This is a genomic window from Streptococcus australis (assembly GCF_040226615.1).
Lineage (GTDB): Bacteria > Bacillota > Bacilli > Lactobacillales > Streptococcaceae > Streptococcus > Streptococcus australis_E.
In genome coordinates, this window is the sequence record NZ_JBCOAT010000002.1 from 118495 (window position 1) to 144184 (window position 25690).

Consider the following 25690-nt stretch of genomic DNA (forward strand, 5'->3'; position numbering starts at 1 on the left):
TCACTCCACTAATCTACTGTTTTTCTTTTCCGACTCCACCCGTAGCACCATCCAAAAGCCCCTTCATACAATACAAAGAAAATCAGAAAGGCATGTAGGAAATAGTCCTCCGGTAGTGCTAAAATAATCGGATCCCGATAAGGATCAAAGAGCCAAGTAGCATCTCCGACAAAGAGGACTTGGTGAAAGAGGGTAAAGAATTGATCAAAGCCAATAAAGAGGGTCACTCCTCCTATGATAATAGGTAAGAGAACCATCCCACCAAATAAAAAGCGATAGAGGCCTGCGTAACCCTGACGCATCACTGTTCGAATAAATCGTATAGCTACTGGCAACAAGACCAAGAACAGGGCCTGGGTAAGGTGAAAGAGGTACTTGACTGCTTGGAAATGATGGAGCCCATCGGGAGAAGATGGAAAATCCGGCATCTCCAGCTTCCAGGTAAAAGGACTGGTCAAATACTGCATAAGGATCTGAAAATTCTTCTGGATGACTGCAGGAGCCAAACCAGTCCGATTCTGAATTCGTAACCAGCCAATCTCCATGGGATAGATCAACCAGGCTAGTAGAATGGTCCCCAAAATCACCGTTGCTAAGAGCCAGAAGACAAATCCCGTTACTTTCAACCGATCACGCATCGAAATCCCACTCCGCTAAGCTCGATAGGACGTGCGTTGGTGGCAAGGGCAGGTCTGGCACTTCTTCTGGCTTGGTAAATCCAGTTGTCACTAGCAAAGTAGGGATACCATTGTCAATCCCTGCTCGAATGTCAGTTAGGTAATTGTCTCCTACCATGACCACTTCTTCGCGCTCTAGTCCCAGGTGAGCGATGGCCTTATCCATGATGATGGCATTGGGCTTACCGATAAAGGTCGGCTTCACGCGTGTTGCCGCTTCGATTAGGGCATTTAGAGCACCCGCCCCTGGCATCATTCCCCGTTCTGTCGGGATATTGAGGTCTGGATTTGTCCCAATGAAATGGGCTCCCTTTTGAATAGCCAAGGTCGCGATAGAGAATTTCTCATAGTCCACTTCCCAGTCGAGACCCACCACGACATAGGCTGGATTCACGGTATCTTCGACGAAGCCTGCTTCAGCAATAGCTTGTTTCAAGCCCACATCTCCAATGACATAGGCAGTTTTCCCAAGATTCATATCCACCATATAATCGATGGTTGCAAGCGTCGCTGTATAGATGGTATCCAGTGGCGTTTCGATATTGAACTGGCCTGCCAGCATTTCTTGGACCATTTCCGGCGTCCGGGTAGTATTGTTGGTCACAAAGAGATAGGGGATCTGACGCTCTTGCAATTGGTGGACAAAGGCTTCCCCAGCCGGGATCCGCTCCTTGCCCTTGTAGATGGTTCCGTCTAAATCAATTAAATAACCCTTATAAGTCATGGGATTCTTGGTCTCCTTTTTCACTTGCTTCCTCTGCTACTTTCTCCTGACCTTGAAACTGGCCTCCTGCTCCATACAGAAGTAAGCAAGCTCCATATAAGGCAAATTGAAGGACCAGACCGAAGAAATTGATACTTGCTTTTCCAGCTTGAGTAAAGAGGAAGGAGGAAATCATCAAGATGACGATGGTCACCATTAAACCACCAATCTTAGCCTGATCAATGGTAATAGTATAGACGCCGGTTTCTTTTTTCTTATTGCTTTCTTTCTCGGCCTGGATAGGCTTCATGGTTTCAATGAAATCTGTCATTAAGGTCGCTGCGAGGCTGATAGTCGTACTGAAGAGGACACCTTGGGAGAGCTTGTCAAAGAAGTTACTCCAGAAGCTTCCTGATTGACTGGTGATACTCAAAGAAAAGACGACAACAGGCAGGATAAAGGCCAAAATCAAATGAATCCAGACACGATACCAACGCACGTCTTCCTTGAGAAAACGCATAAAGACTTCAAAACTCAGACGGTAGCGTACAAAGCGAATCGCTTCCTCAATAAAGATATAAAAGGCTGCGACTAAGGTTAAGAAACCATCTCCTAATACATAGAGGGGATTTTTCTTACGACGAGCATAAGCAACAACCCGCCGTTGAACCTCCATCAAGTCTTCTTTTTTCTGTTTTAATCTTCGTTTTTCCATAATGTTTCCTTATCTATTTCTTCCCAAGTGATCAGGGCTTGGGCGTGGATTTGGCCTTCTGATGAGATGAGATGATTGCTGACCATTCCTTCTCGCTCGACGCTAGAGGTGATCATACCTCCAGGCAAGACTTCTTTAACATACTTGAGATGGACCCGTTTGGGGATATGCTGGGTTAGGAATTCTGCTCCCATGGCTTCAAAGACCCAGTCTAGGTACTTGCTGTTGTTGACATGGCCGTTCATGTCTAAATCATAGAAACGCACATGATAGTCCTGCTCCATAGCTCCATTCAGTTCTGGATAGCGTGGACCACGGCGAATCTTCTTCTCAAATGGTGACTCATATGGCTCTGTAATTTCCTCTGGTACGGATTGGACCTTGCGGCTATCCCGATCCATCAAGACAAAAGTCGCCACCATCTCGACGATGGCCTCCCCCTTCTGGTCTCTAACGACAAAGGAACGGTAGCAAAAGAGACGGTTGTGGGCCAGGGCCTGGGTCTCAATGGTAATCTGTTCATCAAAGACTGGTAGGCGGTGAACCGTGATGTCATAGTCGGTGATGATCCACACCAGATTGCGCTGTTCGAGCAGGTCCCTGTCACTGACACCCAGCTCCATCGACTGCATGCCTGACACCTGCAAGGACAGGAGGATAAGCTGTGGCATCTTGATAAAGCCATTCACATCGCTCATATCAAAAGGAACTTTCATGTCATACTGATAAATTTTAGCCATCGTTTACTCCAATATAAATTTCTCTGCTACGGTATCACCAAGGAACAAGCCTCTCTTGGTCATCCGAACTTGCTTGTCGTCTGGAACCAAGAGTCCCTGCTCCGTCAGACTGGCCACCACTTGTCCATAGCGTTGGTCAAAGGAGACACCAAATTTTTCTTCAAAACGTGCCTTAGACACACCTGACTTTTTCCGTAGACCGAGGAACAACTCCTCTTCCATTTTCTCTTCCAGTGTCAGGTGCTCCTCTGTTATCCGAGCCTTACCTGCCTCAATAGCCTCTAGGTAATGCCGGATTGGTCCGTGATTCTTGTAACGAATCCCATCGACATAGCCAGAAGCTCCTGCTCCTAGACCATAGTATTCTGCATTATCCCAATAGACCAGATTGTGCCGACTTTCAAAGCCAGGCTTGGAGAAATTGGAAATCTCATAATGCTCAAAGCCTGCTTTTTCAAGCTCATCAATGATGTACTCGAACATCTCTGCTTCCAACTCCTCTTTAGGCAGAGGAAGCTTGCCTCGTCTCATGCGATTCATAAAAACCGTGTGGTTTTCTAAAATCAAGCTATAAAGACTCATGTGGGGAATGTCCAAGTCGATCGCCTTGGCAACATTTTCCTTGACCTGGTCCATAGTCTGACCCGGCAGAGCATAGATCAAGTCGATAGAAATGTTATCAAAGCCAGCCTGCTTGAGGTGGCGGATATTGTCATAGATATCCTGCTCCTGGTGACTCCGTCCGATCCTTTTCAGCATCTTGTTATCAAAGGTTTGGACACCCAGAGAGACCCGATTGACCTGAGAGTCCTTGAGGACTGCGATCTTATCCGGATCCAAATCGCCTGGATTGGCCTCGATGGTAAACTCTTCTACCTCCGATAGATCCATGACCTTGGGCAATTCTGTCAAGAGATAGGCCAGCTGCTGGGCAGATAGGGCTGTCGGTGTCCCTCCACCAATGTAGAGAGTACGCAGTTTGCCAATCTCATACGATCGAGTCTCCTGGATTAAGTGTTCCAGATAGGCATCGACCGGTTGATTCTTGATAAAAACCTTAGAAAAGTCACAATAATAACAAATCTGGGTACAAAATGGAATATGCACATAGGCAGAAGACGGTTTAGCTTGCATAACCTTTATTATACCATATTTCCGACCAAAGCCCGAGCAGAAAAGAGAGGAAGAAGTAAGGATTTCCTTGACAAGAGAGAATGAAAGGAATAGAATAAAGCTAATCACATTCGGAGGTAAGGAGATATGAACAACTAAGTTTCGTTAAATAAGATACTTTATTTAGTGGACTGCTTGTTCTATCTCTTTTTGTGTACCCTCTCGCCTAATTTCCAACCTTGTGTTGGCTAAATAAGGTCTTTTTCTGCTTGGGTTTCACTTGAATACAGCTCTACTAAATAGGTAGAGCTGTTTTTTGTCCCAGTAGAAAGGAATCTTATGCTAAAACTATCCCACCTCACTATCCGACATACAAAAGATTTACGAGATCTGGTTCGAGATCTTTCCCTGACCATTCATGAAGGAGAAAAAGTTGCTATTATTGGCGAAGAAGGGAATGGAAAATCTTCCTTACTTCAGGTCCTCATGTCCCCAAAATCTCTACCAGATTATCTGACCATAGAAGGCGAAATCACCACTTCCTTTCACTCCTATGCCTATATTCCCCAAACTTTACCGGAAGCTTTGAAGGGAAAAACCTTGGAAGAATATTTTTTTGGAGAGGACGAGCTAGACTATGCCACCCTCTACAGACTGGCAGATCAATTGCATTTTAATAGCGAGCGCTTTACAAGCGATCAAGCTATCGGAAGTCTATCTGGAGGAGAATCCCTCAAAGTCCAACTTCTTCACGAACTTTGTCGTCCTCATGAATTACTATTTTTAGATGAACCTTCAAATGATCTGGATTTGGAGACCTTGGATTGGCTCCAGCAGATGATCCAAACGAGTCCCCAAACAATAATATTTATTTCCCATCATGAGGATTTTTTGACTCAGACGGCGGATACGATCATCCACCTCAGACAGATCAAACACCGCAAGGAAGCTGAAACCATCGTAGAGCATCTAGGCTATCAAGACTACAGTAGCCAGAGGGAACAACAATTTAATCAACAGTCTCAGCAAGCGGCCAACGATCAACGAGCCTACCGAAAAACTATGGAGAAGCACCGTCGTGTCCGTCAGCAAGTCGAAACCTCCTTACGAAACACCAAAGATAGCACTGCTGGACGTCTCCTGGCAAAGAAAATGAAGTCCCTCCTCTCACAAGAAAAGCGCTACGAGCGAGAATTCCAATCCATGACTTCCCAACCCTATGATGAGGAAATCATCAATCTGCATTTCCCACCCCTCACTCCCTTGTCTCCTCAAAAACGTGTCCTTCTCTTAGATCAGGAAGAGCTCGCAATTGGTGATCGTGTCCTGGTCAAGAACCTCTCCCTTACTCTTCTAGGACAGGATAAAATAGGGATTATCGGTTCCAACGGTGTTGGGAAATCCACTTTCCTAAAAATGATCTGGAAAAGTCTACAGAAGAATGAGAGTATCCGCACTGCCTATATGCCTCAAGATTACACTGAACGTCTCCCTCTGACTCAGACACCCGTTCAATTTCTACAGCATTCAGGCGATCGTGAAGAAATCAACACCATTCAATTGCATTTAGCCTCCCTCAACTTTACCTATTCTGAAATGCACCATCCAATCTCTGAACTTTCTGGTGGCCAGCAAGGAAAACTCTTCCTCCTTCAATTAGTACTCACAAGTCCCCAGTTTCTGCTCTTGGACGAGCCTACTCGTAATTTTTCACCCACTTCCCAACCAGAAATTCGTCGCCTATTCGCAGACTACCCAGGCGGACTGGTTACAGTGTCCCACGATCGGACCTTCCTCAAAGAAGTCTGCAAAAAGATCTATCGTCTGACTGAAAATGGTTTGGTAGAAATAGAGGCTCTCTAACGTAAAAAAGATTGGCTAAAACCAATCTTTTTTCTAATTCTTCCCTGCCTCTTGTCCCATTTCTTGGGTCCGTTTGTAGGCTGCTTCCACACCTGCAATAATGTCGCCTCGTAAGCCGACTTGTTCTAAGCAGTTGACTCCTGCGATGGTAGAGCCACCTGGACTACAAACCGCATCCCTTAATCGGGCTGGGTGATGGCCTTGACCTTGCTCCGAGACAAGCTTCCATCTTGATTGGTTAGGGAAGAGGTCCCCACTTTAAACACAATTCGCTTATTCTTCATCCATTCATTCTCCAGAGTATTCGATTGTAACATTATACCATGAAAGCCTTAAAAAATACTAAGAGCGGACCAGGGGGAACCCCCATTTGCCCACAAAAAAACGAGTTGAACCACAAGAGGTAAACTCGTTTTTATGATTGAATGCTTATCCTTGACGGAGCTGCTCCAAGGTTTTTTGGAAAATCTCCGGAACCTCAACTGAAAACTCCATGACCTCTCCCGTCCGAGGATGGGTAAAGCCCAGTGTCTTAGCATGGAGGAATTGCCCATGGCCTTTCAAAGTCCTGCGAGGTCCATAGACTTCATCACCAGCGACCGGATGGCCAATATAGGCCATATGAACCCGGATCTGGTGGGTTCGCCCAGTCTCCAATTGCAGCTCGACCAAGCTATAATCCCCGAAACGTTCCAAGACATGGAAACGGGTCAGGGCTGGTTTCCCTTTGGCTGTCACAGCCTGCTTCTTGCGGTCCTTGTCACTCCGCCCAATCGGCGCCTCAATGACACCCCGATCGTTGGGTAGATTGCCATGAACAATGGCCCAATACTTACGCAGGGACTTCTTAGCCTTGAGCTCATCTGCTAAGGCTACATGGGCCGCATCGTTCTTGGCCACCATGAGGAGGCCAGAGGTGTCTTTGTCAATCCGATGGACGATCCCTGGACGAAGCTCCCCATTGATCCCTGACAAGTCTTTGATGTGATACATGAGGGCATTGACCAGAGTTCCACTGGTGTGACCAGCACTCGGATGGACCACCATGCCCTGGGATTTATTGACCACTGCGACATCCGCATCCTGATAGACAATCTCTAAGGGGATATCTTCTGCTTCATAGGTCACTTCTTCCACTTGAGGGACTTCATAGCTGATGACATCCCCTTCTTTTACGGTATACTTGGCCTTTTTGACTTGACCGTTGACGAGGATTTTTCCTTCCTTGATCTGCTCATTGGCCAAGCCACGTGAGAGTTCAGTCAACTCTGAGACAGCCTTATCCAGTCGCGCTCCAGCGACTTCTACTCTAACTTCCATGGCTCTCCTCTCTCAATAGATAAATCAGTAGCAGTCCTACACCGATGGTTAAATAGATGTCTGCTACATTGAAGATGGCAAAATTCATAAAGTCCAAGTGGAACATATCGACGACAAAGCCCTGACGGAGTCGGTCAATAAAGTTGCCAATACCACCAGAAATAATCAGGGTCAAGCCCAACAAGAGCCAAATGGAGCCTTTGATATGGCGATAGAGATAGACAAAGGCTGCTCCCATCGCAATCAGGGTAATGATGGCAAAGAACCACTGTTGGTTTTCTAACATGGAGAAGGCCGCACCTGAGTTCTTTAGATAGGTCAGGCTGACCACTTTGGGAATGAATGAACGCATGCCTCCCAGTGGGATTTCCTTGACCACATACCATTTAACAACTTGATCCAAGGCAATTAGGAGAAGGATACTGATAAAAATACTTACTTTTCTCTTCATGTCCTACCTCTTCTCATCAAAGTAGGCTTCCATGACTTGGACAAACTTCTCAGCTACTGGTGAGAGATCCACCTCTTCTCGTTTGACATAGACCATTTTATTATTCAGATCATCGATCAAGGGGATAACCGTAATCCCATTTACTGACTGGCTATCCAAGAAACCAGACCCAGTCGCATAGGCATCGGTCCGCTCTAAGATCCCATTCAAGGTTGCCCGGTCCGTCACATTAAAGAGCTGGGAACTGCTACTCGTATCGACAAAGTTCTCCGAATAGTAGAGATACTCATCCTTTTCCTGGGTAAAGCGAACAGTCGGTAGGTGTGCCAAGTCCTCCATCACTAAGGATTCTTTCTTGGCTAATGGATGGCCCTTGCGCAAATAAATATGGGTCTGGAAAGGAATCAGATCAACGACTTCCAAGCCCAGTTTATCCACCCGTTGCATGATCCCTTTTGTATTTTGCTTGTTGAGGTAGATAATCCCCAGTTCACTATGACCCTGTGCCACTTCATCCAGGATTTGAACTGTCGTCGACTCAAATATCCGGAAGTCTTTATTTTCCGGATAAAGGACAGAGAATTGGGTAATCAAAGGAGGAAGGAAATCATAGTGCTGACTCGAGATCGAGAATTCCTTCTTTTCTTCCTCTGGATTGGCATACTGGTTTTGAAATACATCAAAACCCTTGACCAACTCTTGGGCCTTTTCATAAAATTCCATCCCCCGGCGGGTCAAGAAAGTGCCTGAACTAGTCCGACGGAAAATCTTAAAGCCCAGTTCCTTTTCCAAGTCTCTCACAGAGATGGACAGACTCGGCTGACTGACGTACATTTTTTCAGCAGCTTCACGAAAAGTACCACTATTGGCAATCGCGACAACATAGCGTAATTGTTGAATATTCATGTCTTCTTCCTTCTAACAATATCACTCCATTATACCATAATCTAGAGGATGAAAAAAGTTGTGGGCTTCAATCGAAAGAGCACAAAAAAACTCTCTGAACAATCAGAGAGTTTTTGAATACAAATTATTTTGCGATTGGGTAAACAGAAACTTGTTTCTTATCGCGACCTTTGCGTTCGAAGCGTACTACGCCTTCAACTTTAGCGAACAAAGTATCGTCTCCACCACGTCCAACGTTCACACCTGGGTAGATGTGAGTACCGCGTTGACGGTAAAGGATAGATCCACCTGTTACAGTTTGTCCATCAGCTGCTTTAGCTCCAAGACGTTTTGCTTGTGAATCACGTCCGTTTGATGTAGAACCTCCACCTTTTTTGTGGGCGAAAAGTTGCAAGTTAGCAAGATTCAATTTCAACATAATTGTTTTCCTCCATGTTAGTTTTCTGTGATAACTCTTGTTTGGACGAACTCTGATGAGTTCTCCGATAAGTTTGCCATCCCTAAGAAAAATGATTCAAAGAATAGTTGGGTCATTTCTCTTTGATGAGGTGGAATGTCTGTCGGGATTGTCACCCGCATGAAGCCACCCTCTTCTTCGTTTAATTCTAGTTCCGGTTCATAGCCTGCAAATTTCTCAACTGAGTTGACAAAGTTAATGGCAAGCGTAGAAACCGATGCACACACGACATCTAAGCCGTATTCGCCACTTTCGGCGTGACCAGTAATTTCTGCACTCCTCAGCTCGCCATCTTCGGCTCGTTCAAAGACTGCTTGTATCATGTGTTCTCCTAAAAATTAAGCGTTGATTGCGTTGATGACAACTTTAGTGTAAGGTTGACGGTGACCTTGTTTACGGTGGCTACCTTTTTTAGGTTTGTACTTGTAAGTAACAACTTTCTTTTGTTTTCCTTGTTTTTCAACAGTTCCAACAACAGTAGCTCCTGAAACAAGTGGAGTTCCGACAACAGTGTTTTCACCACCAACAAGAACAACTTCGTTAAATGTAACTTCTTGACCAGCTTCAACGTTCAATTTTTCAACGTAGACTGCTTGACCAACTTCAACTTTAACTTGTTTTCCGCCAGTTTTAATGATTGCGTATGTGCTCATTATGCACCTCCTATGTATTTTTGGGTTTCCCCGTATTTTGTGAAGACTCGCCTAGCATCGTGGGACGAACCACTTAAGCTCAAAGGATGAGCGACGATGATCGAGCGGTTGCACAGGCATGTGCATAGTCAACTCTCTAAGTATATCACTTCTATCAGACAAAGACAAGTATTTTTGTCCCTTGAAAACGGATTTTCTTTTAAAAATTCTTTTAAGTGTTTAAAAAAATTAAATGGCTACTTAATGCTCTTGGCTATCTTTATAAAAAAGCTATTTAGGATTCTTTTCTGTCCTTTTGTTTGTTCCTTTGGTGAATGATGTCAACCATCATAAAATTCATGGAGCAATTGGATTAGTAACTGCTGTTGTTCTAGTAAGTTCTGACCGATGGTGGTTGATTGGATAAGGGTACTATCCTCCAGGTCTTCAATCACCTTCTTCAAAGAAGTTTGCTCAAATGGAGAATCTACAACCTTTTGAATATCTTGGAAGGGCTGATGGGTTACTAGTTGAAAACCATAGGAATTGTTAAGGAGTGAGTAGCCTGCTGTACCTGTCTTCTTTTGATATGCTTCACAAAGCCCCCCATCAATGACAAAGAGCAGTCCTTCCCCTCGAATGGGAGATTCCCCTTTTCCTGTTTTAACAGGTGTATGCCCATTCACAATACGAGATAGATTGGTTTCAAGACCAAACTCCTCTAAAATGAATTGGCAAATCTTTTTTGAATTGCGATAGCTAAAATACTCATTTTCTACTTCCTGATGCGTTTCTGGCTCCTCAATAAAATACCGTTCAAAGGTCGTCATCTTATTCTTCCCAAAGAGGGGAGATAATGGCCCTCGCCAGCAATACCACACTAAATCCGTTGAAAGGTCGTCCCCAACTTCTTTGTTTTTTGCTGCAAGTCTAATATGATATTCGAAAAAGTCTAGTAATTCTTTCCCAGCATACTGAGCTTGATGAAGAACTAGAGGTTGAAAGTCCCCAGAAGGTTTCAAGGGAATACAGCCATGAAAAAGCAGGTGGTGGTTGTAAACCTTATACATGGATCCTTTTTTCATTAACAGTTCCATATGTTTAGCCATTTTGGGAGATCCTTGGAAGGAAGCCAGCATGCTGTCCACTATTTGTTCTTCCACTATACTTAATTCAAAAGGATTTGCCCGATCTATGGTTTGGAAGCAGGTATTTTGCAAGGAATAGCTCTTCCCGTCAATAGTAATTGTATTCTTCCAATAATCAATGTTATCCAGCAGGATTTGATTGTCCATCTGAAATTCTGGGCGTCTCTTGATCAATTGAGTTTCTATCTTAAATTGGAGAATGGCTAGCGCTTGATGGACCTTTTCCAGCTGTAATATTTCTTCGGCAGTAAATTCCTCCGCTCTTGTCCCCAGGATGGGTCTAAACTTAGGATTGGCTTTATAGGTTTTATCCGCAAATAAGGTTAAGGATCGAATGTTTAAGCCATAAGCTTTTTCAATATCCCACAAGTAACCATAACGTGCTGCAATGCGCAATACATTCAATAAACACGCCTTGGATCCAAAGAAAGCTCCCATCCAAATGATATCGTGATTGCCCCATTGAATATCTAAAGAATGAAAATGAAGGAGCTCATCCATTACCTTGGCACTAGCAGCCCCCCTATCAAAAATATCTCCTACCACATGCAGGTGATCAATCAATAAGCGACGGATACTGCTGGCAATTCCCAAGATAAAGGGATCCGCTTCTCTTAGTTCAATAACATAACTTAAGATAGTATGGAAATAGGAATGTTTATCAGCTAGCGTAAGATCACTATAGATCAATTCTTCTATGATATAGGCATATTCCTGGGGCAAGGCCTTCCTAAGTTTGGAACGGCTGTATTTAGCTGCTACAAAACTCAATAGAGTTAAGAGCTGAGAAATCGTTGATTTGTACCACTCTTTCTCCTTATTCACTTGTTCCAAAACCCGTTCTGGATAAGATACTAGAGCTGACAGTGTATTCTTTTCCTCTTGTGTCAATGAGGCTGCAAAACAGTCATTGATTTTCTCATTTAAAATTCCAGCACAACTCCTCAAAATATAATCAAAAGCTGCAAATTCTCCATGAATATCACTAATATAGAGCTCTGTCCCTTTTGGTAGGTTTAAAATAGCTTCAAGATTAGTCAATTCAGTAATGACTTTTTGACGAGAATCAAATTTCTCTAGTAAAATACGCTTATATTGCTCCATATCAACTCTCCAAGAATTCTCTATTTACAACCTCATCTACGCTGATTCAAATATCAGTTCATCTTCTTTACTTGCTCCTCAATTAAGAAAGCTGTCTCTTCAATCGATTTATCCGTCATATTGATGACTTGTGCACCAAATTGTTTAAAGACCTTCTTGGAATAATCCAATTCTTGATAGATTTTTTCTAAATCTGTATAACTTGTTTCTTGCGTTAATCCTAAAGAATCTAAGCGATGGCTTCGAACTTTCATTAATTTTTCAGGTTCACAGATCAGCCCAATCAAGCGATGAGAATCAACCTTATCTAGGAGCTGAGGTAAAGGAACTTCTGGGATCAAAGGTAGATTTGCAACCTTGTAGCCCTTATTGGCCAGGTAAATACTCAGGGGAGTTTTTGAGGTACGGGAAACACCAAGCAGGACCAAATCGGCTTCTAAAAACCCCTGGGGTGCCTTACCGTCATCATATTTCACAGCGAATTCAATTGCTGATATTTTCTTAAAATAATCACTGTCCAAGCGGTGCAAGGTTCCTGGAACTTCTATTGGTCTGGTACCAGTCTTTTCTTCGATAATTTCAAAAAATGGATGCATGAGATCCAAATAAGCCAAACCATTTTTTTGGCTAAATTCTCTAGCTACTGATGCTAACTGACTATTGACCAAGGTGCTGATGACAAGTGCATTATCCTTCAAGGCATCATATAAGATATCCAAGAGTTCCTCTTCTTGATTGATAAAAGGAAAACGATAACTATTATTAAAAATGATATCTGGATATTGTGCGGTAACTGCTGACAATAATTTTTGGGAAGTCCCACCCAAAGAATCTGAAATACTATATACAATGATCTCTTTTTTCATATTTATTCCTCTTCACTCTTCAGTTCAGCATTTCTTGCTTGTAGGATAATGTAATCGAGCAAGGCTGATTTGGTCACCGTTCCCACAATTTTTCGGTCATTCTCCTCATCGACTACCGGTAAGGAATCGATGGCATGATCTTGCAGTAGGGCAGCCGCTTCTAAGATGTTCATATCTTTAGTACAGGTAATGATATGTGGCATTCGAGTCATACAAACTGCTACAGGGGTCGCCTGGATACTCGAATTAAGAGATGCCCTCAATAAATCTTTACGGGACATAATTCCCAGTAAGAGCTTGCCTTCATCGATAACATAGAGGACATCAGCATCATACATAAATAGGGTGATAATAGCATCCTGAATATAGGAATCATGGGTGACTAAAACTGGAGAGGTCATAATCTCTGCCACTTCTTTTTGAAAAGTATCAAAAAAGAAAAGCGTTTCGAGATCTAATCCAGAGTAAGTATAACCAATTTTTGGTGTAGCTTTCAAAATGCCAACCAAGGTCAGAAAGGACAAATCCGGGCGAAGGGTCGCTCTTGAAATATCCAATAACTCAGAAATCTTCTCTCCGCTTAAGGGCTGATGCAATTTTACAATTTCAACTATTTTCTTTTGACGTTCACTTAATTTCAAAATTTCCTAGCCTTTCTATTTCTATCTCTACGATGGTTATATAAGACATACCCAATGAAATAATGGTAATATATCCAATCCCTACTTTTAAATAATCATCATTTTTACTGAATATTATAGCAGAATGATCTAAATAGTCAACAAAAAAAGATGCATGTTTTATTTGACAAACATATGTGATGTATATTACAATGATTTTGTCTTAATTATGACACATATTTAGTTTTTTGGAGGCTTATATGACAAAATGGATTTATTCCTTCGAAGAAGGAAGCGCAAATGACAAAGATCTCCTAGGTGGAAAAGGGGCCAATCTGGCAGAGATGAGCAATTTGGGCTTACCTGTCCCTCCTGGCTTCACCATCACGACTCAAAGTTGTATCAAATATCTCGATAACCCTGATTTCTTTGATTTCACTTTAAAAGAGGAAGTTTTGAAAGCGCTTGCTCTATTGGAGATAAAGACGGATAAATATTTTAGTGGAGAGGATCCTCACTTGCTCTTAGTCTCTGTGCGTAGCGGGGCCAAGTTTTCCATGCCAGGAATGATGGACACCATCCTCAACCTTGGTCTCAATGATCAACGGACTCAATTACTGGCCAAAGAAACCAATCTTGATTTCGCCTACAACTGCTATCGCCGTCTACTCCAGATGTTTGCTGATGTGGTCTATGGTATCGATAAGGGACTTTTTGATGACCAACTAGCAGCATTTGAACAAAAACAGAATAAAAAGGTACATGATTTTGACCTGGCCCAGCAACAAGAATTGATCCAACACTATATAGCTCTCTACTCCACGCACAAGAAGCAATTTCCTGAGAACCCGAATGAGCAACTTTATGCTGCCATCCAAGCAGTCTTTAAATCCTGGAATAACAAGAGGGCTAGAATTTACCGAGAGCTTCATCAGATCCCTCATGATTTAGGAACAGCTGTCAATGTCCAGGCCATGGTCTTTGGAAATAGTGACCAAGCCAGTGGAACAGGGGTTTGCTTCACTAGAAACCCTGCAACTGGGGAGGAGGAACTTTTTGGTGAATTTTTGCTAAATGCTCAAGGGGAAGATGTCGTCGCTGGCATCCGTACGCCCGAGCCGATTGCAACCTTAAAAGAGATCCAACCCGAAACCTATCAAGCTTTCAGAGACTATGCCAAGATCCTTGAAAACCATTATAAGGATATGCAGGATATTGAATTTACCATTGAGAAAGGCAAGCTCTACATCCTCCAAACTCGAAATGGAAAACGAACAGCCAAAGCTTCTTTAAAGATTGCTCTAGATATGGTAGACCAAGGTCTGATTAGTAAGGAAGAAGCTCTCCTCAGAGTAGCTCCTGCTTCCATCAGTCAACTAATCCATCCTGTCTTTGAGGAAGTAGCCTTAGAGCAAGCACCATTCTTAGCTCAAGGTCTACCAGCTAGCCCAGGTGCTGCTACTGGCCAAATCGTCTTTACTGCCGACCGAGCTAAAGAAATCCATCAAGAAGGGAAAAAAGTCATCCTTGTTCGACAAGAAACTTCTCCTGAAGATATTGAAGGGATGATTGTCAGCCAAGCCATTGTCACCAGCCAAGGGGGAATGACTTCTCACGCTGCTGTTGTAGCGCGTGGCATGGGAACTTGCTGTGTCGCTGGTTGTGGAGAATTGACCATCAGTGAAGAAAATAAAAGCCTTTCCTGTGGCAGTTTAGTCTTATGGGAGGGAGATTTGATTTCCGTCGACGGCTATTCTGGCCGCATTTATCGCGGCGAACTTCCAACTGTCCTAGTAGAAAACAACCAAGACCTCCAGCGCTTGCTTGCTTGGGCAGATGAAGTCGCTATTCTTCAAGTCCGAGCCAATGCAGAAACCGTCAAAGATTTGACAACCGCTATGAATTTTGGGGCCAAAGGCGTCGCCTAGCCCGTACGGAACACATGTTCTTTGGACAGGAACGAATTCTTGAAATGCGTCGCCTCATCTTAGCGGATACCGAAGAGGAAACAAAAGAAGCCCTCAATAGGCTCCTAGACTTCCAAGAAAAAGATTTCTACCAAATGTTCCAAACCGTCCAAGATAAACCAATGATTGTCCGCCTGCTCGATCCACCCATGCATGAATTCCTACCGAAGGATTCCCAAGAAATTGCATTATTAGCAAGCAAACTAAAAAAATCTCCTGAAAAAGTTGCCGAGCGCATTGAAAGTCTACAGGAAAGTAATCCAATGTTGGGACACCGGGGTTGCCGTCTCGGTATAACCAAACCTGAAATCTACAAGATGCAAACGGAAGCTATATTTAGAAGTGCTATCAAATTGCATCAAGAAGGACAAAAGATTAAGCCGGAAATCATGGTTCCTTTAATTGCTGATCAAAAAGAATTAGAACGCATCAAAGAGTATCTCGTTCAGCATATTGAACATCTTTTCGAGCAGCATGGTCAAAAGCCATTCCCTTATGAAATTGGTACCATGATTGAACTGCCCCGCGCCTGCCTAACCGCAGATAAACTGGCTCAAGAGGCTGATTTCTTCAGCTTTGGCACCAATGACTTAACTCAGATGACCTATGGCTTCTCTCGGGATGATATTGGAAAATTCATTGGCCAGTACAAGGATAAGGATATTCTTTCTTTCGACCCTTTCCAAAAAATTGATAAGGATGGCGTCGGTGAATTAATGAGAATTGCTATCAGCAAGGCTCGTCAGGTAAAACCAAACCTCGCTATCGGGATCTGTGGAGAAGTTGGCGGAGATCCTTCTTCAATTTCCTTCTTCCAAGACATTCAAGTAACCTACGTTTCCTGCTCTCCTTACCGGGTTCCTGCTGCTAGACTAGCTGTCGCTCAAGCAGCACTCCAAGAAGTACGAAATTAAGTCCACCATGTATTAGAAAAGCACCCTTGAAGCTAGATGCTATGCACTAGCTTCAAGGGTGCTATTATTCTTTATCAAACTCATGCCAGTAGTCAGGGCTCTTAGTGAGAACCGATTACCGTCATCTTTTATAACAAATCCTCAATCAGTTCATCGACTTCATCCGCTTCAGCTTGAGGGGTGATCTCCGTCACAATAATACCTGCCACAGCACGCTCGACCAAAGCTTCCACATCCATACGTTCCTCATATTTCTCTGCATTTTTGAGTTTTGGGTTGGTCTTTGGACGATCCGGCGCAAAGATGGTACAGCAATCTTCGAAAGGTTGGATGGAGATTTCAAAGGTATCGATGGCTTGGGCGATATCGATAATCTCCAACTTGTCCATGGTCACCACTGGACGGATGACGGGCGTATTGGTCACTGCATTGATGGCCTGCATACTCTCCAGCGTTTGGCTAGCTACCTGACCGAGGCTTTCCCCATTGATAATGACTAGGCCTCCACGGATTTGACGAATCCGATCGGTTATGCGCATCATAAAGCGGCGGGTCAAGGTCATGAGATATGCTTCCGGCGCCTTAGCCTTGATCTCCTCTTGGATCTCTGTAAAAGGCACTTCGATAAACTGGATATTGCCTCCAAACTTGGTTAATTTACGAGTTAAATCGTGAGCTTTTTTAAGAGCTCCTGGGCTAGTATAAGGCGGGCTAGCAAAGTGAACCGCTTCGATATCCACACCCCGCTTCAAAGCTAGGTAACCAGCTACTGGAGAGTCAATCCCTCCAGATAGCATGAGCATGCCTTTACCAGATGTCCCAACTGGCAGACCACCTGCTCCCTTAATGGTTTCGTAAGAGATATAGGCTGCTTCTTCCCGGATTTCGACTTGTAGATTGATATCTGGCTTTTTCATCTGTGCCTGGATACTTGGGATCGCTTCAAAGACAGCTCCACCCAAGGTTTGATTGAGTTCGCGGCTATCGAGTTCAAAAGAGTGGTCACTCCGTCTGCTGGAAATCTTGAAGGTCATCCCTTCCTGGTAGATTTCCTGCATGATTTCTTGAACGGCTGAAATCAAGGCTGGGACAGATTTTTCAATCTTGTAGACTGGTGAAAAGTTTTGAATCCCGAAGACCTGTTTAAGAGATTCAGCCACTGGTTCGTAATCCGTTCCATTTAGATAAGCATGAGCCCGGTCCCGATCGGCTGTCACTTTGACAGCTGGGTAAATGGACAAAACATCTGAGATATTATTGCGCAATTTATTGATGAAGCGCATCCGGTTCTTTCCTTTAGTAGAAAGCTCCCCGTAGCGGATCATAATTTCTGAATAAGTTAATGGCATAGTTACTTCCTTTTCTTTTCCTTAACGCACCTTTCGCGTCTTTTCATAGATCAGTTTGAACTTGGTCAAAAATTGCTCGACTTGACTCATATCATTTTCGAGATCTAGGCTGAGGCGGACAGCTGTTTGCGCCAGAGCCTTGTCTACTCCCATGGCGATCAAGGTTCCAGCAGGTTTACCAGCCTTGGAAGAGCAGGCAGAGGTTGTCGATATGTAAATCTCATACTCTTCAAAAGCGTGAACGATGACTTCTCCACGCACTCCCTTGATACCGAAGGTCAAGATATGAGGCGCAAAGCCCTCATCTCCAGAGAAGACCATCACATCTGGATAGTGAGCTAATTCCTCACGAATGACTTCTTTTAACTGATGGCACTTGTGCTCAAAGACCTCCTGACGCTCCATCGCCAAGCGCAAGGCCTTGGCAGTCGCAGCAATTCCAGCTAAGTTCTCCGTCGTCGAACGTAGGTCCTTTTCTTGTCCGCCACCGGTTAAGAGGGGACTGATTTTTTTACCTTCTTTGAGGTAGAGAAAGCCAACCCCACGAAGTCCATGAAACTTGTGACTGGAGAAGGTCGCTAAATCCACCCGTTCTGGTAGGTAGAGAGCAGTTGAAACCTTAGCCAGCGCCTGAACCCCATCGACATGGAAGGTGATGGTCGGACGATCTGCTAACAGCTCTGCAATGGCTTGAATAGGCTGGATAGAACCTACTTCGTTATTCACTGCCATGATCGACACAAGGGTTGTATCGGGACGCAAGAGTTTTTCCAACTCTTCTACTTGGACAAAGCCACGCGCATCAACTGGCGCAATATCCACCTCAAATCCTTGACCTTGTAGCCAAAGGGCTGATTCCTTCACAGCCGGATGCTCAATAGCTGAGACAATAATATGCTTCCCGTAAGGAGCTTTTTCAAAAGCAACTCCTTTGATCGCCCAGTTGTCCCCTTCAGTCCCACCTGAGGTGAAATAGATTTCTTCTGCTTTCTTTCCTAGGAGGGAAGCTATCTGCTTACGAGATGCCTCCAAAATCCGAGTCGCTTGACTTCCTAGGTTGTGCAAGCTAGATGGATTGCCCCAAATTTTGCTTGCGACTTCCGTGTAGGTAGCCAAGGCCTCTGGATAAGGTTTGGTTGTTGCTGAATTATCAAAGTAAATCATCTTCCACTCTCTCCTAGTCAATTTTCAATCATCTTATTGTAACATTTCTAGGTTGGAGGAACAAGGATTTGGCTGGCTTCATTTTGTTCCTAGTTTCAGACAGAAAACTTGTAAATTTCTCAAAATAGCTTATGATGAAGATGGAGAGTTTTGTCAAGCGCTTACAAAATTAAGTATTGGCTTTTACAACATTTTTTCAACCACTGAACTGGTCTCGAAAGATGATAAAAGGAGACAAACATGAAACGACCAATCTATCTTTCCATTGCCCTAGCTGGGAGTCTTGCTCTTGGAGGACTGCTCTCTGTCCTACCACCACTTCCATTTACCCTCCCCTCTGCTCAACTAGCCTGTCACGGTAAAGGACAGTGTGACTTGCAACAGCCCTTGGAGAAGCCACCTTACTTTAGGGAAGATGAAGGGAGCCTCCGTGAAATGAGTCTTATCCAACCAATCCCTGGCGAATCCGATAGTCACATCGAATTCAAATGCTTGGTCGAATACAACGGCTGGTTCCGTCGTATCATCCGCGTGAAAGATGTAAAAGTTATTTCAAAAACCAAGGAATTCAAGGGTAAGATTGACTACTCTATCCCGGATCCCAACAAGATAGAGATTCAGGCGAATGGCCAGTTTATCTCTCCTAATGACTCCTCTAGTTTTAGTAACCATGAAATCATCAGCCAACCTAGTCAAACAAGCCAGCCGATTTCAGTCTCTGAAAAAGGACAGGCAAACTTTGCAACATCCTCTGAAGCAAGCGAAACACAAAGTGTCCAGTTTGAAAGCAATTTGAAATTTTAAAAACCTCTTCCATTTCTTCTTAGACATTTTCATAAAAATAACGTATAATGACTAAAGTGTTCACATAAAAGAACCAAATATGAAATGAAGAGGGAACAGATTATGTCACAATACTCACGAAAAGAAAAACACCAAGACAGCAACAGACCATCAAGAAGCGAAAAAGTGAAACAGAGCCTTTCTTTATTCCAGATGATTGTCGCAACGATTGCTAGTCTTCTCGGGATTATCGTTACTTCCTTTACTATTTACAGTATCATGAAACCAACGACTAAGACAGAGGAGAAAAAAGATGGCTCCACTAGCGTTGTTGTTGTCCATGAAAAGGATGGATCTGCTACTGATTCAAGTGCTACGGGAACAGATACCAGTGCTAGCAGTAGCCAAGCATCCGAAGCAAGCTCTGAACAAACAGATTCATCTCAGGTAGAAACCAGTGCCAGTGAAGCTCCTGCAGACACAACACCATCTGCTACTGATACCGAATCATCTGCTAATTAACAAAAAGACCATTTGGTCTTTTTTTGTTTCTAAAATAGAAAAGCCTCCGTCGACCAGAAATCCTGATCAAGAGAGGCTTATTTTTATTTGATGACTTCTTGTGTCTTAGCGTAGTTGGCTTCGACAGCTTCTTTTTCAGCCTTCCACCAGTCTTGGTGGTCTGTATACCACTTGATGGTTTCTTCCAAACCTGATTCAAAGTTTGTGAATTGTGGTTCCCAACCCAATTCTTCACGCAATTTTGTTGAATCGATGGCGTAACGCAAATCGTGACCAGCACGGTCTGTTACACGATCGTAGGCATCTTTTGGTTGACCCATTTTTTCAAGGATGAGTTCAAGCACTTCCTTGTTGTTCTTTTCACCGTCAGCACCGATCAAGTAAGTTTCACCGATACGGCCCTTGGTAAGGATGGCCCAAACACCAGTTGAGTGGTCATTAGTGTGAATCCAGTCACGGACGTTCTTGCCTTCACCATAAAGTTTTGGTTTGATACCAGACAAAATATTGGTGATTTGACGTGGGATGAACTTCTCGATGTGTTGGTATGGTCCATAGTTGTTTGAACAGTTTGAAATGGTTGCCTTAACACCGAAGGAACGAACCCAAGCCTTCACGATCAAGTCTGAAGCAGCCTTGGTTGATGAATAAGGGGATGATGGGTTGTATTTGGTTTCAGCAGTGAATTTTTCACCAGGACCTTCCCCATGTCCAGGAAGATCTTCACGCAATGGAAGGTCTCCATATACTTCGTCTGTTGACACGTGGTGGAAACGAATATCATACTTGCGAGCTGCTTCCAAAAGTGTGTATGTACCAATGAAGTTGGTGTGGATAAATGGTGATGGGTCATTCAATGAATTATCATTGTGGCTTTCAGCCGCATAGTGAACAATCGCATCAGCCTTAGCAGCTAATTGGTCCACCAAGGCTGCATCAGCAATGTCACCCACAACCAATTCAACACGATCCCCAAGGATTTCTTCGATGTTGGCACGGTTACCAGCGTAAGTGAGTTTGTCAAGGACAGTCACATGTACATCTGGATGGTTGTTGTAGACATAGTGTACGAAGTTTGAACCGATGAAACCAGCGCCACCGGTTACGATGATGTTTTTGTATTCAGTCATTTTTTCTCCAAATAGTTTTTTCTTTGCATTGTTCCTTTAGCTAGTGAGGGACGCCAGCAACCCTTCGGTTTCATGGCTAAATCCGAAGCCGAAGTCTCCGGATTTCCCTACAAGATTCCCTCAGGGAATCTTGTTTTCACTAGGGCAGGAACAATCTTATAACGCTCCTTGCAGTCGCGATACTGCTATGCAGGGTTCATTTTTACAAATCTTCTGCTTTTAGGGGTTTGACGTCTTTGAGCAATGGGTGATTCTTGTCAGCTTCTGAGACTTCTGCTTCTTCCAAATTTTCCCACTGGATGTCTAGACTTGGGTCTGCATAATTAACAAATGCATATTTTGGCTTGAGTTCCAATGCCCAGTAATCATTGACCAAATAGCTGTAGGCTACTTTGTCAGACAAGACTTGGAAACCATTGGCAACGCCACGTGGGACGAAGATTCCTTTAGAAGCATCGATCACAGTTTGGTAAGTGTTCCCAAAGGTCTCACCTTCACGAAGGTCCACCCAAGTTCCGAGAACCTTGCCTTCATCTGCTACAGAGATGTACTTATCCCAAGGTTCTGCATGCAAACCACGCAAGACATGCTTGCGAGAGAAAGACACATTGTTTTGCAACTTGCCTTCCGCAAAGAAGCTCTCAGGAAATCCAAGGGGAAGCATCTTCTCTTTTTGAAAGTTTTCTTTGAACCAACCACGGTTATCTCCATGAACTGGAATATCAAATTCCATCAAACCTGGGATAGCTTCAATCTTACGGGCTGCTAATTCTTTTCCGAAAAATTGTTCTGTCATTAAGCTTCTCCAATCAAACGGAGCAAATATTGTCCGTATTCGTTTTTCTTCAGAGGTTGTGCCAATTCATAGACTTGCTCTTTAGTAATATAGCCCATACGATAGGCGATTTCCTCAAGGTTGGCTACTTGGACATTTTGCAAACGTTGAACAGTCTCGATATACTGAGAAGCCTGCAAGAGACTTTCATGAGTTCCTGTATCCAACCAAGCAAAGCCACGGCCCATGAGCTCGACAGAGAGATCTCCACGCTCCAAATAGGCCTTGTTGACATCGGTGATTTCGAGCTCTCCACGAGGACTTGGTTTGATGTTTTTGGCAATCTCTACCACATCATTGTCATAGAAGTAAAGCCCAGTCACCGCAAAATTCGATTTTGGATGTTCTGGTTTTTCTTCGATTGAGACGGCATTCATGTCCGCATCAAACTCTACCACACCAAAACGTTCTGGATCTTTGACTTGGTAACCAAAGACAGTCGCGCCTTTTTCTTTCGCTTCCGCCCGTTGCAACATCTTGGTTAAGCCATTTCCGTGGAAGATATTATCTCCAAGAACGAGGGCAACATGATCATCACCAATAAAGTCCTCTCCAATGATGAAGGCTTGCGCCAAGCCATCTGGACTTGGTTGCTCTGCATAAGAGAGGGAAATTCCTAGTTCAGAACCATCCCCAAGAAGTTCTTCAAAACGAGGAAGATCCTGCGGAGTTGAGATGATTAAGATTTCTTTGATCCCTGCCAACATAAGGGTTGACAGTGGATAGTAGATCATTGGTTTGTCATAAATGGGCATCAACTGTTTGGAAGCGGCACGGGTCAAAGGATACAAACGAGTCCCCGAACCACCAGCTAAAATAATACCTTTCATAATGTTAGGCCTTTCTACGTAGTCATTACCCTTATTTTATCATGTTTATATAAAAAAGTCACCTTGCATTTGTGTTGCAAGGTGATGACAGGAGATGAGAGTTGTAGAATTGTTAGCATTGGTCTTACTCATGATTCAAATAGATTACTGCTCCTTGACTGAGCCGTCTGAAAACCTTACCTTTACTCTCGATTTGGTCGTGCCTTTCCTAGAATCCATAAACCTTTGAAATCCCTCATCTTGGTTTTCATAGATTTCTATCTTCATTTTATGAGCATCTTTATCATAGGCCATTTCGTGTTGCTTTGAAGTCCCATCAACAAATGTAATTTTGACATCAGCCCCCCATGCGTCTGAAGGAATGGAGCTATAGGATGGGTTTTTAATCTCAATCTCATCAATTCCTTCGTAAGAATTCTTCAAGGTCTTTACAAGGCTGACTTCATACTCTCGGTTCCGTCGCTTTTCCTCTAAATTTTTATTCACATAAAACAAAGAAATCCCAACTACCATAAGGAGAGCAAAAGCGATGACACTCATAATCCTTTTGCTTTTCTTTATAAACTTGATTTTTACCATAAGACGATACTCCTTACTAATGGAGATCCCTTTCTGAGCTACCTTCGAGCTGTTTCTGACTATCTTTTTTCTCAAAGACAATAACAGCAATCAAAAAGAGAGTTCACTATTGATCTCCTTTTCTGTTTCTTATCCCAAAGCGACGTCTAGGATCATCATAATGACAAAGCCAACCATGAGACCGAGGGTCGCAACATCTGTGTTGCCATTAGTCTGCGAGTCTGGGATCAACTCTTCGACAACTACAAAGATTATAGCGCCTGCCGCAAAAGAGAGGGCATATGGTAGGATGGCTGTAATAGATAAGACGGCAACTGCTCCTAGCAGGGCTCCTACTGGCTCTACGATGGCTGACATGGATCCCCAATAAAAGGCATTGAGACGGGATTTGCCATCCGTCCGGATTGGGATCGAGAGGGCAGCTCCTTCTGGGATATTTTGCAAGCCAATCCCAATGGCCAAACCAACCGCCCCGATAAAGGCTTCTGGACTTGGATTACTAGCCAGAGCTCCGAAGGCCACTCCGACTGCTAAGCCTTCTGGGAAATTGTGGATGGTAATAGCGAGAAAGAGGAGGGTCGTTTTAGACAACTTCTTCTCCCTCGACGTATGGATACTCTCTGCCTCTTCAATCTCCTTCGTCATATGAAGGTGAGGGACGATGGCGTCGATCAAGCGAAGGAAGAATCCTCCAGTTAGAAAACCAATCACCGCTGGCAACCAAGCCAAACTTCCATAGGAGTTTTCCGCATACTCAATAGACGGTTGCAAGAGGGACCAAAAAGAAGCCGCAATCATAACGCCCGCCGCGAAGCCCATCATAATGTCCAGTAATTTGCGACTAATATGCTTGAAGAAAAAGACGATGGCTGATCCTACGATGGTACAGCCCCATGTAAACAATCCTGCGAGAAAGGCCTGTAAGACCACGGATTGTGATTAAAACCAATTCATAACAACTCCCATTTTCTTGTTGATTCACTTGTTCTATTCTACTATTTCTATCCGAATTAAGGAAGGTCTTTCGAAAAAAAGAGGCTGGGATAAAAGTCCTAGCCTCTCAATTATCTTTGGATTGTCGAGCAAGACGCAGTGGTTGAGTGGGCTCTACTACGCTGATTTCGTCAGCTTTTACAGCCCTACTCAACTGTGCGGAGGTGGGACAACGAAATCGAATTCTAACGAATTTCCGATTTCTGTCCCACTCTCTTCTTCACATATTGTTCAACTGGATAATCTGCTGGATCTAGGCGCACCTTTCCTCCTGCCACTAGTTGGGCCAGGTGCCACCCAATAAGGGGACCAGTTGTGAGGCCAGACGAACCTAGGCCACTGGCGACATAAATACCAGCTTGATCGGGAAGAGCTCCCCAAAAGGGCGAGAAGTCACTGGTGTAAGCCCGGGTTCCCACGCGCTCACCGACAACTGTCGCTTGAGCTAGTTCTGGATAGTAGGTCAAGGCTTCTTCTTCCATTTGATTTAGTAAAGCTTGATCCACCGTCAGGTCAAAGCCCAGCTCATTCTCATGAGTGGCTCCCATACTGATCTTACCTTGCTGGAAGGGAATGATATCTAGCTCTCCTTCTGGCATAACCACAGGATAATTATCCGTATCTAGGTCTAGCTGATAATCCCTCAACTGTCCTTTTTGCGGACGGACATCCACTTGGTAGCCAAGTGGCACAAGAATTTGACCCAACCAGGCTCCAGTCGCTAGGATGACTTGGTCATAGCTCTCTCCTGCTATCTGAAAACCATCACCCGTGACGGAGAGAGTAACCTCTTCCTTGATCACTCTTGCGCCACTTGCTTTAAGGAGAGTTTCCGTTAGAAGGGCTCCCTCTACATGGGCCCCACCCGTGGCATAAAGGAGCTGTTCAAAGCCTTGCAGACCTGGGAATTGTTGACCTACTTCTTCTTTGGTTAAAACCGCCAATTCCCCAATCAAGGGAGATTCTTCCCGTCGACTCAGCGCCAACTGATAGAGTTCATCTAATTTCTCTTCCTTTTTCTTAAGAAGATAGACCCCTGTCTGCTGGTAAAAGTCTGTTTTGATTCCGTCTTTGGCTAGGTCCTCTACCAATTCTTGGTAGAAATCAGCTCCTAGCCGAGCTAGACGATACCAAGCCTTGTTTCGCCGCTTAGAAAACCAAGGGCTAATAATGCCAGCCGCTGCCTTGGTTGCTTGGCCAACTCCGTGATCATAGACAGTGACATCTATCTGTGCTTCCTTGGATAAATAATAGGCTGCAGTGGATCCAACAATCCCTGCACCGATAATGGCAACTTTCATGATAACCC

At 43.9% G+C, this 25690-nt stretch carries 25 protein-coding genes, 2 pseudogenes and 1 other annotated feature; of the genes and pseudogenes, 4 read left to right on the plus strand and 23 right to left on the minus strand.

Annotated features, from left to right (window positions below; translation table 11 throughout):
• Positions 1 to 8 precede the first annotated feature (8 nt).
• The 5 genes from ABT997_RS02985 to hemW are packed head-to-tail and all read right to left on the minus strand — an operon-like array spanning position 9 to position 3969.
• On the minus strand, positions 9 to 638 hold the full coding sequence (locus tag ABT997_RS02985; protein ID WP_350018696.1) for a TIGR01906 family membrane protein: 630 nt from the start codon (positions 636 to 638) through the stop codon (positions 9 to 11).
• Complete coding sequence (locus ABT997_RS02990) at positions 631 to 1401, minus strand: TIGR01457 family HAD-type hydrolase (RefSeq protein WP_223363976.1); 771 nt, start codon at positions 1399 to 1401, stop codon at positions 631 to 633. Before ABT997_RS02990 ends, ABT997_RS02985 begins: the two co-directional genes overlap by 8 nt.
• Positions 1391 to 2095 (minus strand): hypothetical protein, encoded by a 705-nt coding sequence (locus ABT997_RS02995; RefSeq protein WP_350018697.1) that lies wholly within the window; start codon positions 2093 to 2095, stop codon positions 1391 to 1393. The genes ABT997_RS02990 and ABT997_RS02995 overlap by 11 nt, the downstream gene beginning before the upstream one ends.
• Positions 2077 to 2835, minus strand: a complete 759-nt coding sequence (locus ABT997_RS03000; RefSeq protein ID WP_350018698.1) for an acyl-ACP thioesterase domain-containing protein — start codon at positions 2833 to 2835, stop codon at positions 2077 to 2079. The genes ABT997_RS02995 and ABT997_RS03000 overlap by 19 nt, the downstream gene beginning before the upstream one ends.
• 3 nt (positions 2836 to 2838) lie before the next feature.
• Positions 2839 to 3969 carry a radical SAM family heme chaperone HemW gene (hemW, locus tag ABT997_RS03005; protein ID WP_350018699.1) on the minus strand — a complete coding sequence of 377 codons (1131 nt, stop codon included), beginning with the start codon at positions 3967 to 3969 and terminating at the stop codon, positions 2839 to 2841.
• Positions 3970 to 4287: 318 nt separating this feature from the next.
• Between hemW and ABT997_RS03010 the strand changes: the two genes are divergently transcribed.
• On the plus strand, positions 4288 to 5811 hold the full coding sequence (locus ABT997_RS03010) for an ATP-binding cassette domain-containing protein (RefSeq protein WP_006596488.1): 1524 nt from the start codon (positions 4288 to 4290) through the stop codon (positions 5809 to 5811).
• A gap of 33 nt (positions 5812 to 5844) precedes the next feature.
• Here the strand turns inward: ABT997_RS03010 and ABT997_RS03015 are convergent.
• From ABT997_RS03015 to ABT997_RS03060, 10 genes and pseudogenes are all read right to left on the minus strand, one after another.
• Positions 5845 to 6012 (minus strand): annotated as a pseudogene (locus ABT997_RS03015) (pyrroline-5-carboxylate reductase dimerization domain-containing protein); the annotation flags it as partial.
• Between the two features lie 228 nt (positions 6013 to 6240).
• On the minus strand, positions 6241 to 7131 hold the full coding sequence (locus ABT997_RS03020) for an RluA family pseudouridine synthase (protein WP_023026726.1): 891 nt from the start codon (positions 7129 to 7131) through the stop codon (positions 6241 to 6243).
• Complete coding sequence (gene lspA / locus ABT997_RS03025; RefSeq protein WP_350018700.1) at positions 7121 to 7582, minus strand: signal peptidase II; 462 nt, start codon at positions 7580 to 7582, stop codon at positions 7121 to 7123. Before lspA ends, ABT997_RS03020 begins: the two co-directional genes overlap by 11 nt.
• A gap of 3 nt (positions 7583 to 7585) precedes the next feature.
• A complete protein-coding gene (locus ABT997_RS03030; protein ID WP_048690250.1) occupies positions 7586 to 8488 on the minus strand; it encodes a LysR family transcriptional regulator in 903 nt (300 codons plus the stop codon).
• 124 nt (positions 8489 to 8612) lie between these two features.
• Positions 8613 to 8906, minus strand: a complete 294-nt coding sequence (gene rpmA / locus ABT997_RS03035; protein WP_003002805.1) for a 50S ribosomal protein L27 — start codon at positions 8904 to 8906, stop codon at positions 8613 to 8615.
• A 17-nt stretch (positions 8907 to 8923) separates the two neighbouring features.
• On the minus strand, positions 8924 to 9268 hold the full coding sequence (locus ABT997_RS03040; RefSeq protein ID WP_006596492.1) for a ribosomal-processing cysteine protease Prp: 345 nt from the start codon (positions 9266 to 9268) through the stop codon (positions 8924 to 8926).
• Positions 9269 to 9283: 15 nt separating this feature from the next.
• A complete protein-coding gene (gene rplU, locus ABT997_RS03045) occupies positions 9284 to 9598 on the minus strand; it encodes a 50S ribosomal protein L21 (RefSeq protein WP_003007734.1) in 315 nt (104 codons plus the stop codon).
• Positions 9599 to 9631: 33 nt separating this feature from the next.
• Positions 9632 to 9718, minus strand: a sequence feature (ribosomal protein L21 leader region).
• Between the two features lie 200 nt (positions 9719 to 9918).
• A complete protein-coding gene (locus ABT997_RS03050; RefSeq protein ID WP_350018701.1) occupies positions 9919 to 11829 on the minus strand; it encodes a fructose-1,6-bisphosphatase in 1911 nt (636 codons plus the stop codon).
• A gap of 53 nt (positions 11830 to 11882) precedes the next feature.
• Positions 11883 to 12695 (minus strand): pyruvate, water dikinase regulatory protein, encoded by an 813-nt coding sequence (locus ABT997_RS03055; RefSeq protein ID WP_350018702.1) that lies wholly within the window; start codon positions 12693 to 12695, stop codon positions 11883 to 11885.
• 2 nt (positions 12696 to 12697) lie between these two features.
• Positions 12698 to 13336, minus strand: a complete 639-nt coding sequence (locus ABT997_RS03060; protein ID WP_350018703.1) for a helix-turn-helix transcriptional regulator — start codon at positions 13334 to 13336, stop codon at positions 12698 to 12700.
• Positions 13337 to 13575: 239 nt separating this feature from the next.
• Between ABT997_RS03060 and ppdK the strand changes: the two are divergent.
• Positions 13576 to 16196 (plus strand): annotated as a pseudogene (gene ppdK / locus ABT997_RS03065) (pyruvate, phosphate dikinase).
• Positions 16197 to 16324: 128 nt separating this feature from the next.
• On the opposite strand, the gene thiI reads toward ppdK, so the two are convergent.
• Positions 16325 to 17545, minus strand: coding sequence for a tRNA uracil 4-sulfurtransferase ThiI (thiI, locus tag ABT997_RS03070; protein WP_347086768.1), 1221 nt, complete (start codon positions 17543 to 17545; stop codon positions 16325 to 16327).
• A 21-nt stretch (positions 17546 to 17566) separates the two neighbouring features.
• Complete coding sequence (locus ABT997_RS03075; protein WP_342991737.1) at positions 17567 to 18709, minus strand: cysteine desulfurase family protein; 1143 nt, start codon at positions 18707 to 18709, stop codon at positions 17567 to 17569.
• 240 nt (positions 18710 to 18949) lie between these two features.
• Here ABT997_RS03075 and ABT997_RS03080 point away from each other — a divergent pair, with 240 nt between their 5' ends.
• Positions 18950 to 19513, plus strand: coding sequence for a hypothetical protein (locus tag ABT997_RS03080; protein WP_350018704.1), 564 nt, complete (start codon positions 18950 to 18952; stop codon positions 19511 to 19513).
• A 102-nt stretch (positions 19514 to 19615) separates the two neighbouring features.
• Complete coding sequence (locus tag ABT997_RS03085; RefSeq protein WP_229038968.1) at positions 19616 to 20014, plus strand: DUF6556 family protein; 399 nt, start codon at positions 19616 to 19618, stop codon at positions 20012 to 20014.
• 83 nt (positions 20015 to 20097) lie between these two features.
• On the opposite strand, the gene rfbB is transcribed toward ABT997_RS03085, so the two are convergent.
• The 6 genes from rfbB to ABT997_RS03115 all read right to left on the minus strand — a co-directional run bounded on the left by rfbB (position 20098) and on the right by ABT997_RS03115 (position 25682).
• Positions 20098 to 21144, minus strand: a complete 1047-nt coding sequence (gene rfbB, locus ABT997_RS03090) for a dTDP-glucose 4,6-dehydratase (protein WP_350018705.1) — start codon at positions 21142 to 21144, stop codon at positions 20098 to 20100.
• Positions 21145 to 21346: 202 nt separating this feature from the next.
• A complete protein-coding gene (locus tag ABT997_RS03095) occupies positions 21347 to 21940 on the minus strand; it encodes a dTDP-4-dehydrorhamnose 3,5-epimerase family protein (RefSeq protein ID WP_023022979.1) in 594 nt (197 codons plus the stop codon).
• Positions 21940 to 22809 (minus strand): glucose-1-phosphate thymidylyltransferase RfbA, encoded by an 870-nt coding sequence (gene rfbA / locus ABT997_RS03100; protein ID WP_126404122.1) that lies wholly within the window; start codon positions 22807 to 22809, stop codon positions 21940 to 21942. Before rfbA ends, ABT997_RS03095 begins: the two co-directional genes overlap by 1 nt.
• 144 nt (positions 22810 to 22953) lie before the next feature.
• On the minus strand, positions 22954 to 23388 hold the full coding sequence (locus ABT997_RS03105; protein ID WP_350018706.1) for a hypothetical protein: 435 nt from the start codon (positions 23386 to 23388) through the stop codon (positions 22954 to 22956).
• Between the two features lie 129 nt (positions 23389 to 23517).
• A complete protein-coding gene (locus ABT997_RS03110; protein WP_350018707.1) occupies positions 23518 to 24318 on the minus strand; it encodes a ZIP family metal transporter in 801 nt (266 codons plus the stop codon).
• 248 nt (positions 24319 to 24566) lie between these two features.
• A complete protein-coding gene (locus ABT997_RS03115) occupies positions 24567 to 25682 on the minus strand; it encodes an NAD(P)/FAD-dependent oxidoreductase (RefSeq protein WP_350018708.1) in 1116 nt (371 codons plus the stop codon).
• Positions 25683 to 25690 lie beyond the last annotated feature (8 nt).

What these genes read in the sequence shown, in the direction of transcription:
- ABT997_RS02985 (WP_350018696.1), bottom strand. Translation starts at nt 638, where the DNA reads ATGCGTGATCGGTTGAAAGTAACGGGATTTGTCTTCTGGCTCTTAGCA.
- ABT997_RS02990 (WP_223363976.1), bottom strand. Translation starts at nt 1,401, where the DNA reads ATGACTTATAAGGGTTATTTAATTGATTTAGACGGAACCATCTACAAG.
- ABT997_RS02995 (WP_350018697.1), bottom strand. Translation starts at nt 2,095, where the DNA reads ATGGAAAAACGAAGATTAAAACAGAAAAAAGAAGACTTGATGGAGGTT.
- ABT997_RS03000 (WP_350018698.1), bottom strand. Translation starts at nt 2,835, where the DNA reads ATGGCTAAAATTTATCAGTATGACATGAAAGTTCCTTTTGATATGAGC.
- hemW (WP_350018699.1), bottom strand. Translation starts at nt 3,969, where the DNA reads ATGCAAGCTAAACCGTCTTCTGCCTATGTGCATATTCCATTTTGTACC.
- ABT997_RS03010 (WP_006596488.1), top strand. Translation starts at nt 4,288, where the DNA reads ATGCTAAAACTATCCCACCTCACTATCCGACATACAAAAGATTTACGA.
- ABT997_RS03020 (WP_023026726.1), bottom strand. Translation starts at nt 7,131, where the DNA reads ATGGAAGTTAGAGTAGAAGTCGCTGGAGCGCGACTGGATAAGGCTGTC.
- lspA (WP_350018700.1), bottom strand. Translation starts at nt 7,582, where the DNA reads ATGAAGAGAAAAGTAAGTATTTTTATCAGTATCCTTCTCCTAATTGCC.
- ABT997_RS03030 (WP_048690250.1), bottom strand. Translation starts at nt 8,488, where the DNA reads ATGAATATTCAACAATTACGCTATGTTGTCGCGATTGCCAATAGTGGT.
- rpmA (WP_003002805.1), bottom strand. Translation starts at nt 8,906, where the DNA reads ATGTTGAAATTGAATCTTGCTAACTTGCAACTTTTCGCCCACAAAAAA.
- ABT997_RS03040 (WP_006596492.1), bottom strand. Translation starts at nt 9,268, where the DNA reads ATGATACAAGCAGTCTTTGAACGAGCCGAAGATGGCGAGCTGAGGAGT.
- rplU (WP_003007734.1), bottom strand. Translation starts at nt 9,598, where the DNA reads ATGAGCACATACGCAATCATTAAAACTGGCGGAAAACAAGTTAAAGTT.
- ABT997_RS03050 (WP_350018701.1), bottom strand. Translation starts at nt 11,829, where the DNA reads ATGGAGCAATATAAGCGTATTTTACTAGAGAAATTTGATTCTCGTCAA.
- ABT997_RS03055 (WP_350018702.1), bottom strand. Translation starts at nt 12,695, where the DNA reads ATGAAAAAAGAGATCATTGTATATAGTATTTCAGATTCTTTGGGTGGG.
- thiI (WP_347086768.1), bottom strand. Translation starts at nt 17,545, where the DNA reads ATGCCATTAACTTATTCAGAAATTATGATCCGCTACGGGGAGCTTTCT.
- ABT997_RS03075 (WP_342991737.1), bottom strand. Translation starts at nt 18,709, where the DNA reads ATGATTTACTTTGATAATTCAGCAACAACCAAACCTTATCCAGAGGCC.
- ABT997_RS03080 (WP_350018704.1), top strand. Translation starts at nt 18,950, where the DNA reads ATGAAACGACCAATCTATCTTTCCATTGCCCTAGCTGGGAGTCTTGCT.
- ABT997_RS03085 (WP_229038968.1), top strand. Translation starts at nt 19,616, where the DNA reads ATGTCACAATACTCACGAAAAGAAAAACACCAAGACAGCAACAGACCA.
- rfbB (WP_350018705.1), bottom strand. Translation starts at nt 21,144, where the DNA reads ATGACTGAATACAAAAACATCATCGTAACCGGTGGCGCTGGTTTCATC.
- ABT997_RS03095 (WP_023022979.1), bottom strand. Translation starts at nt 21,940, where the DNA reads ATGACAGAACAATTTTTCGGAAAAGAATTAGCAGCCCGTAAGATTGAA.
- rfbA (WP_126404122.1), bottom strand. Translation starts at nt 22,809, where the DNA reads ATGAAAGGTATTATTTTAGCTGGTGGTTCGGGGACTCGTTTGTATCCT.
- ABT997_RS03105 (WP_350018706.1), bottom strand. Translation starts at nt 23,388, where the DNA reads ATGGTAAAAATCAAGTTTATAAAGAAAAGCAAAAGGATTATGAGTGTC.
- ABT997_RS03115 (WP_350018708.1), bottom strand. Translation starts at nt 25,682, where the DNA reads ATGAAAGTTGCCATTATCGGTGCAGGGATTGTTGGATCCACTGCAGCC.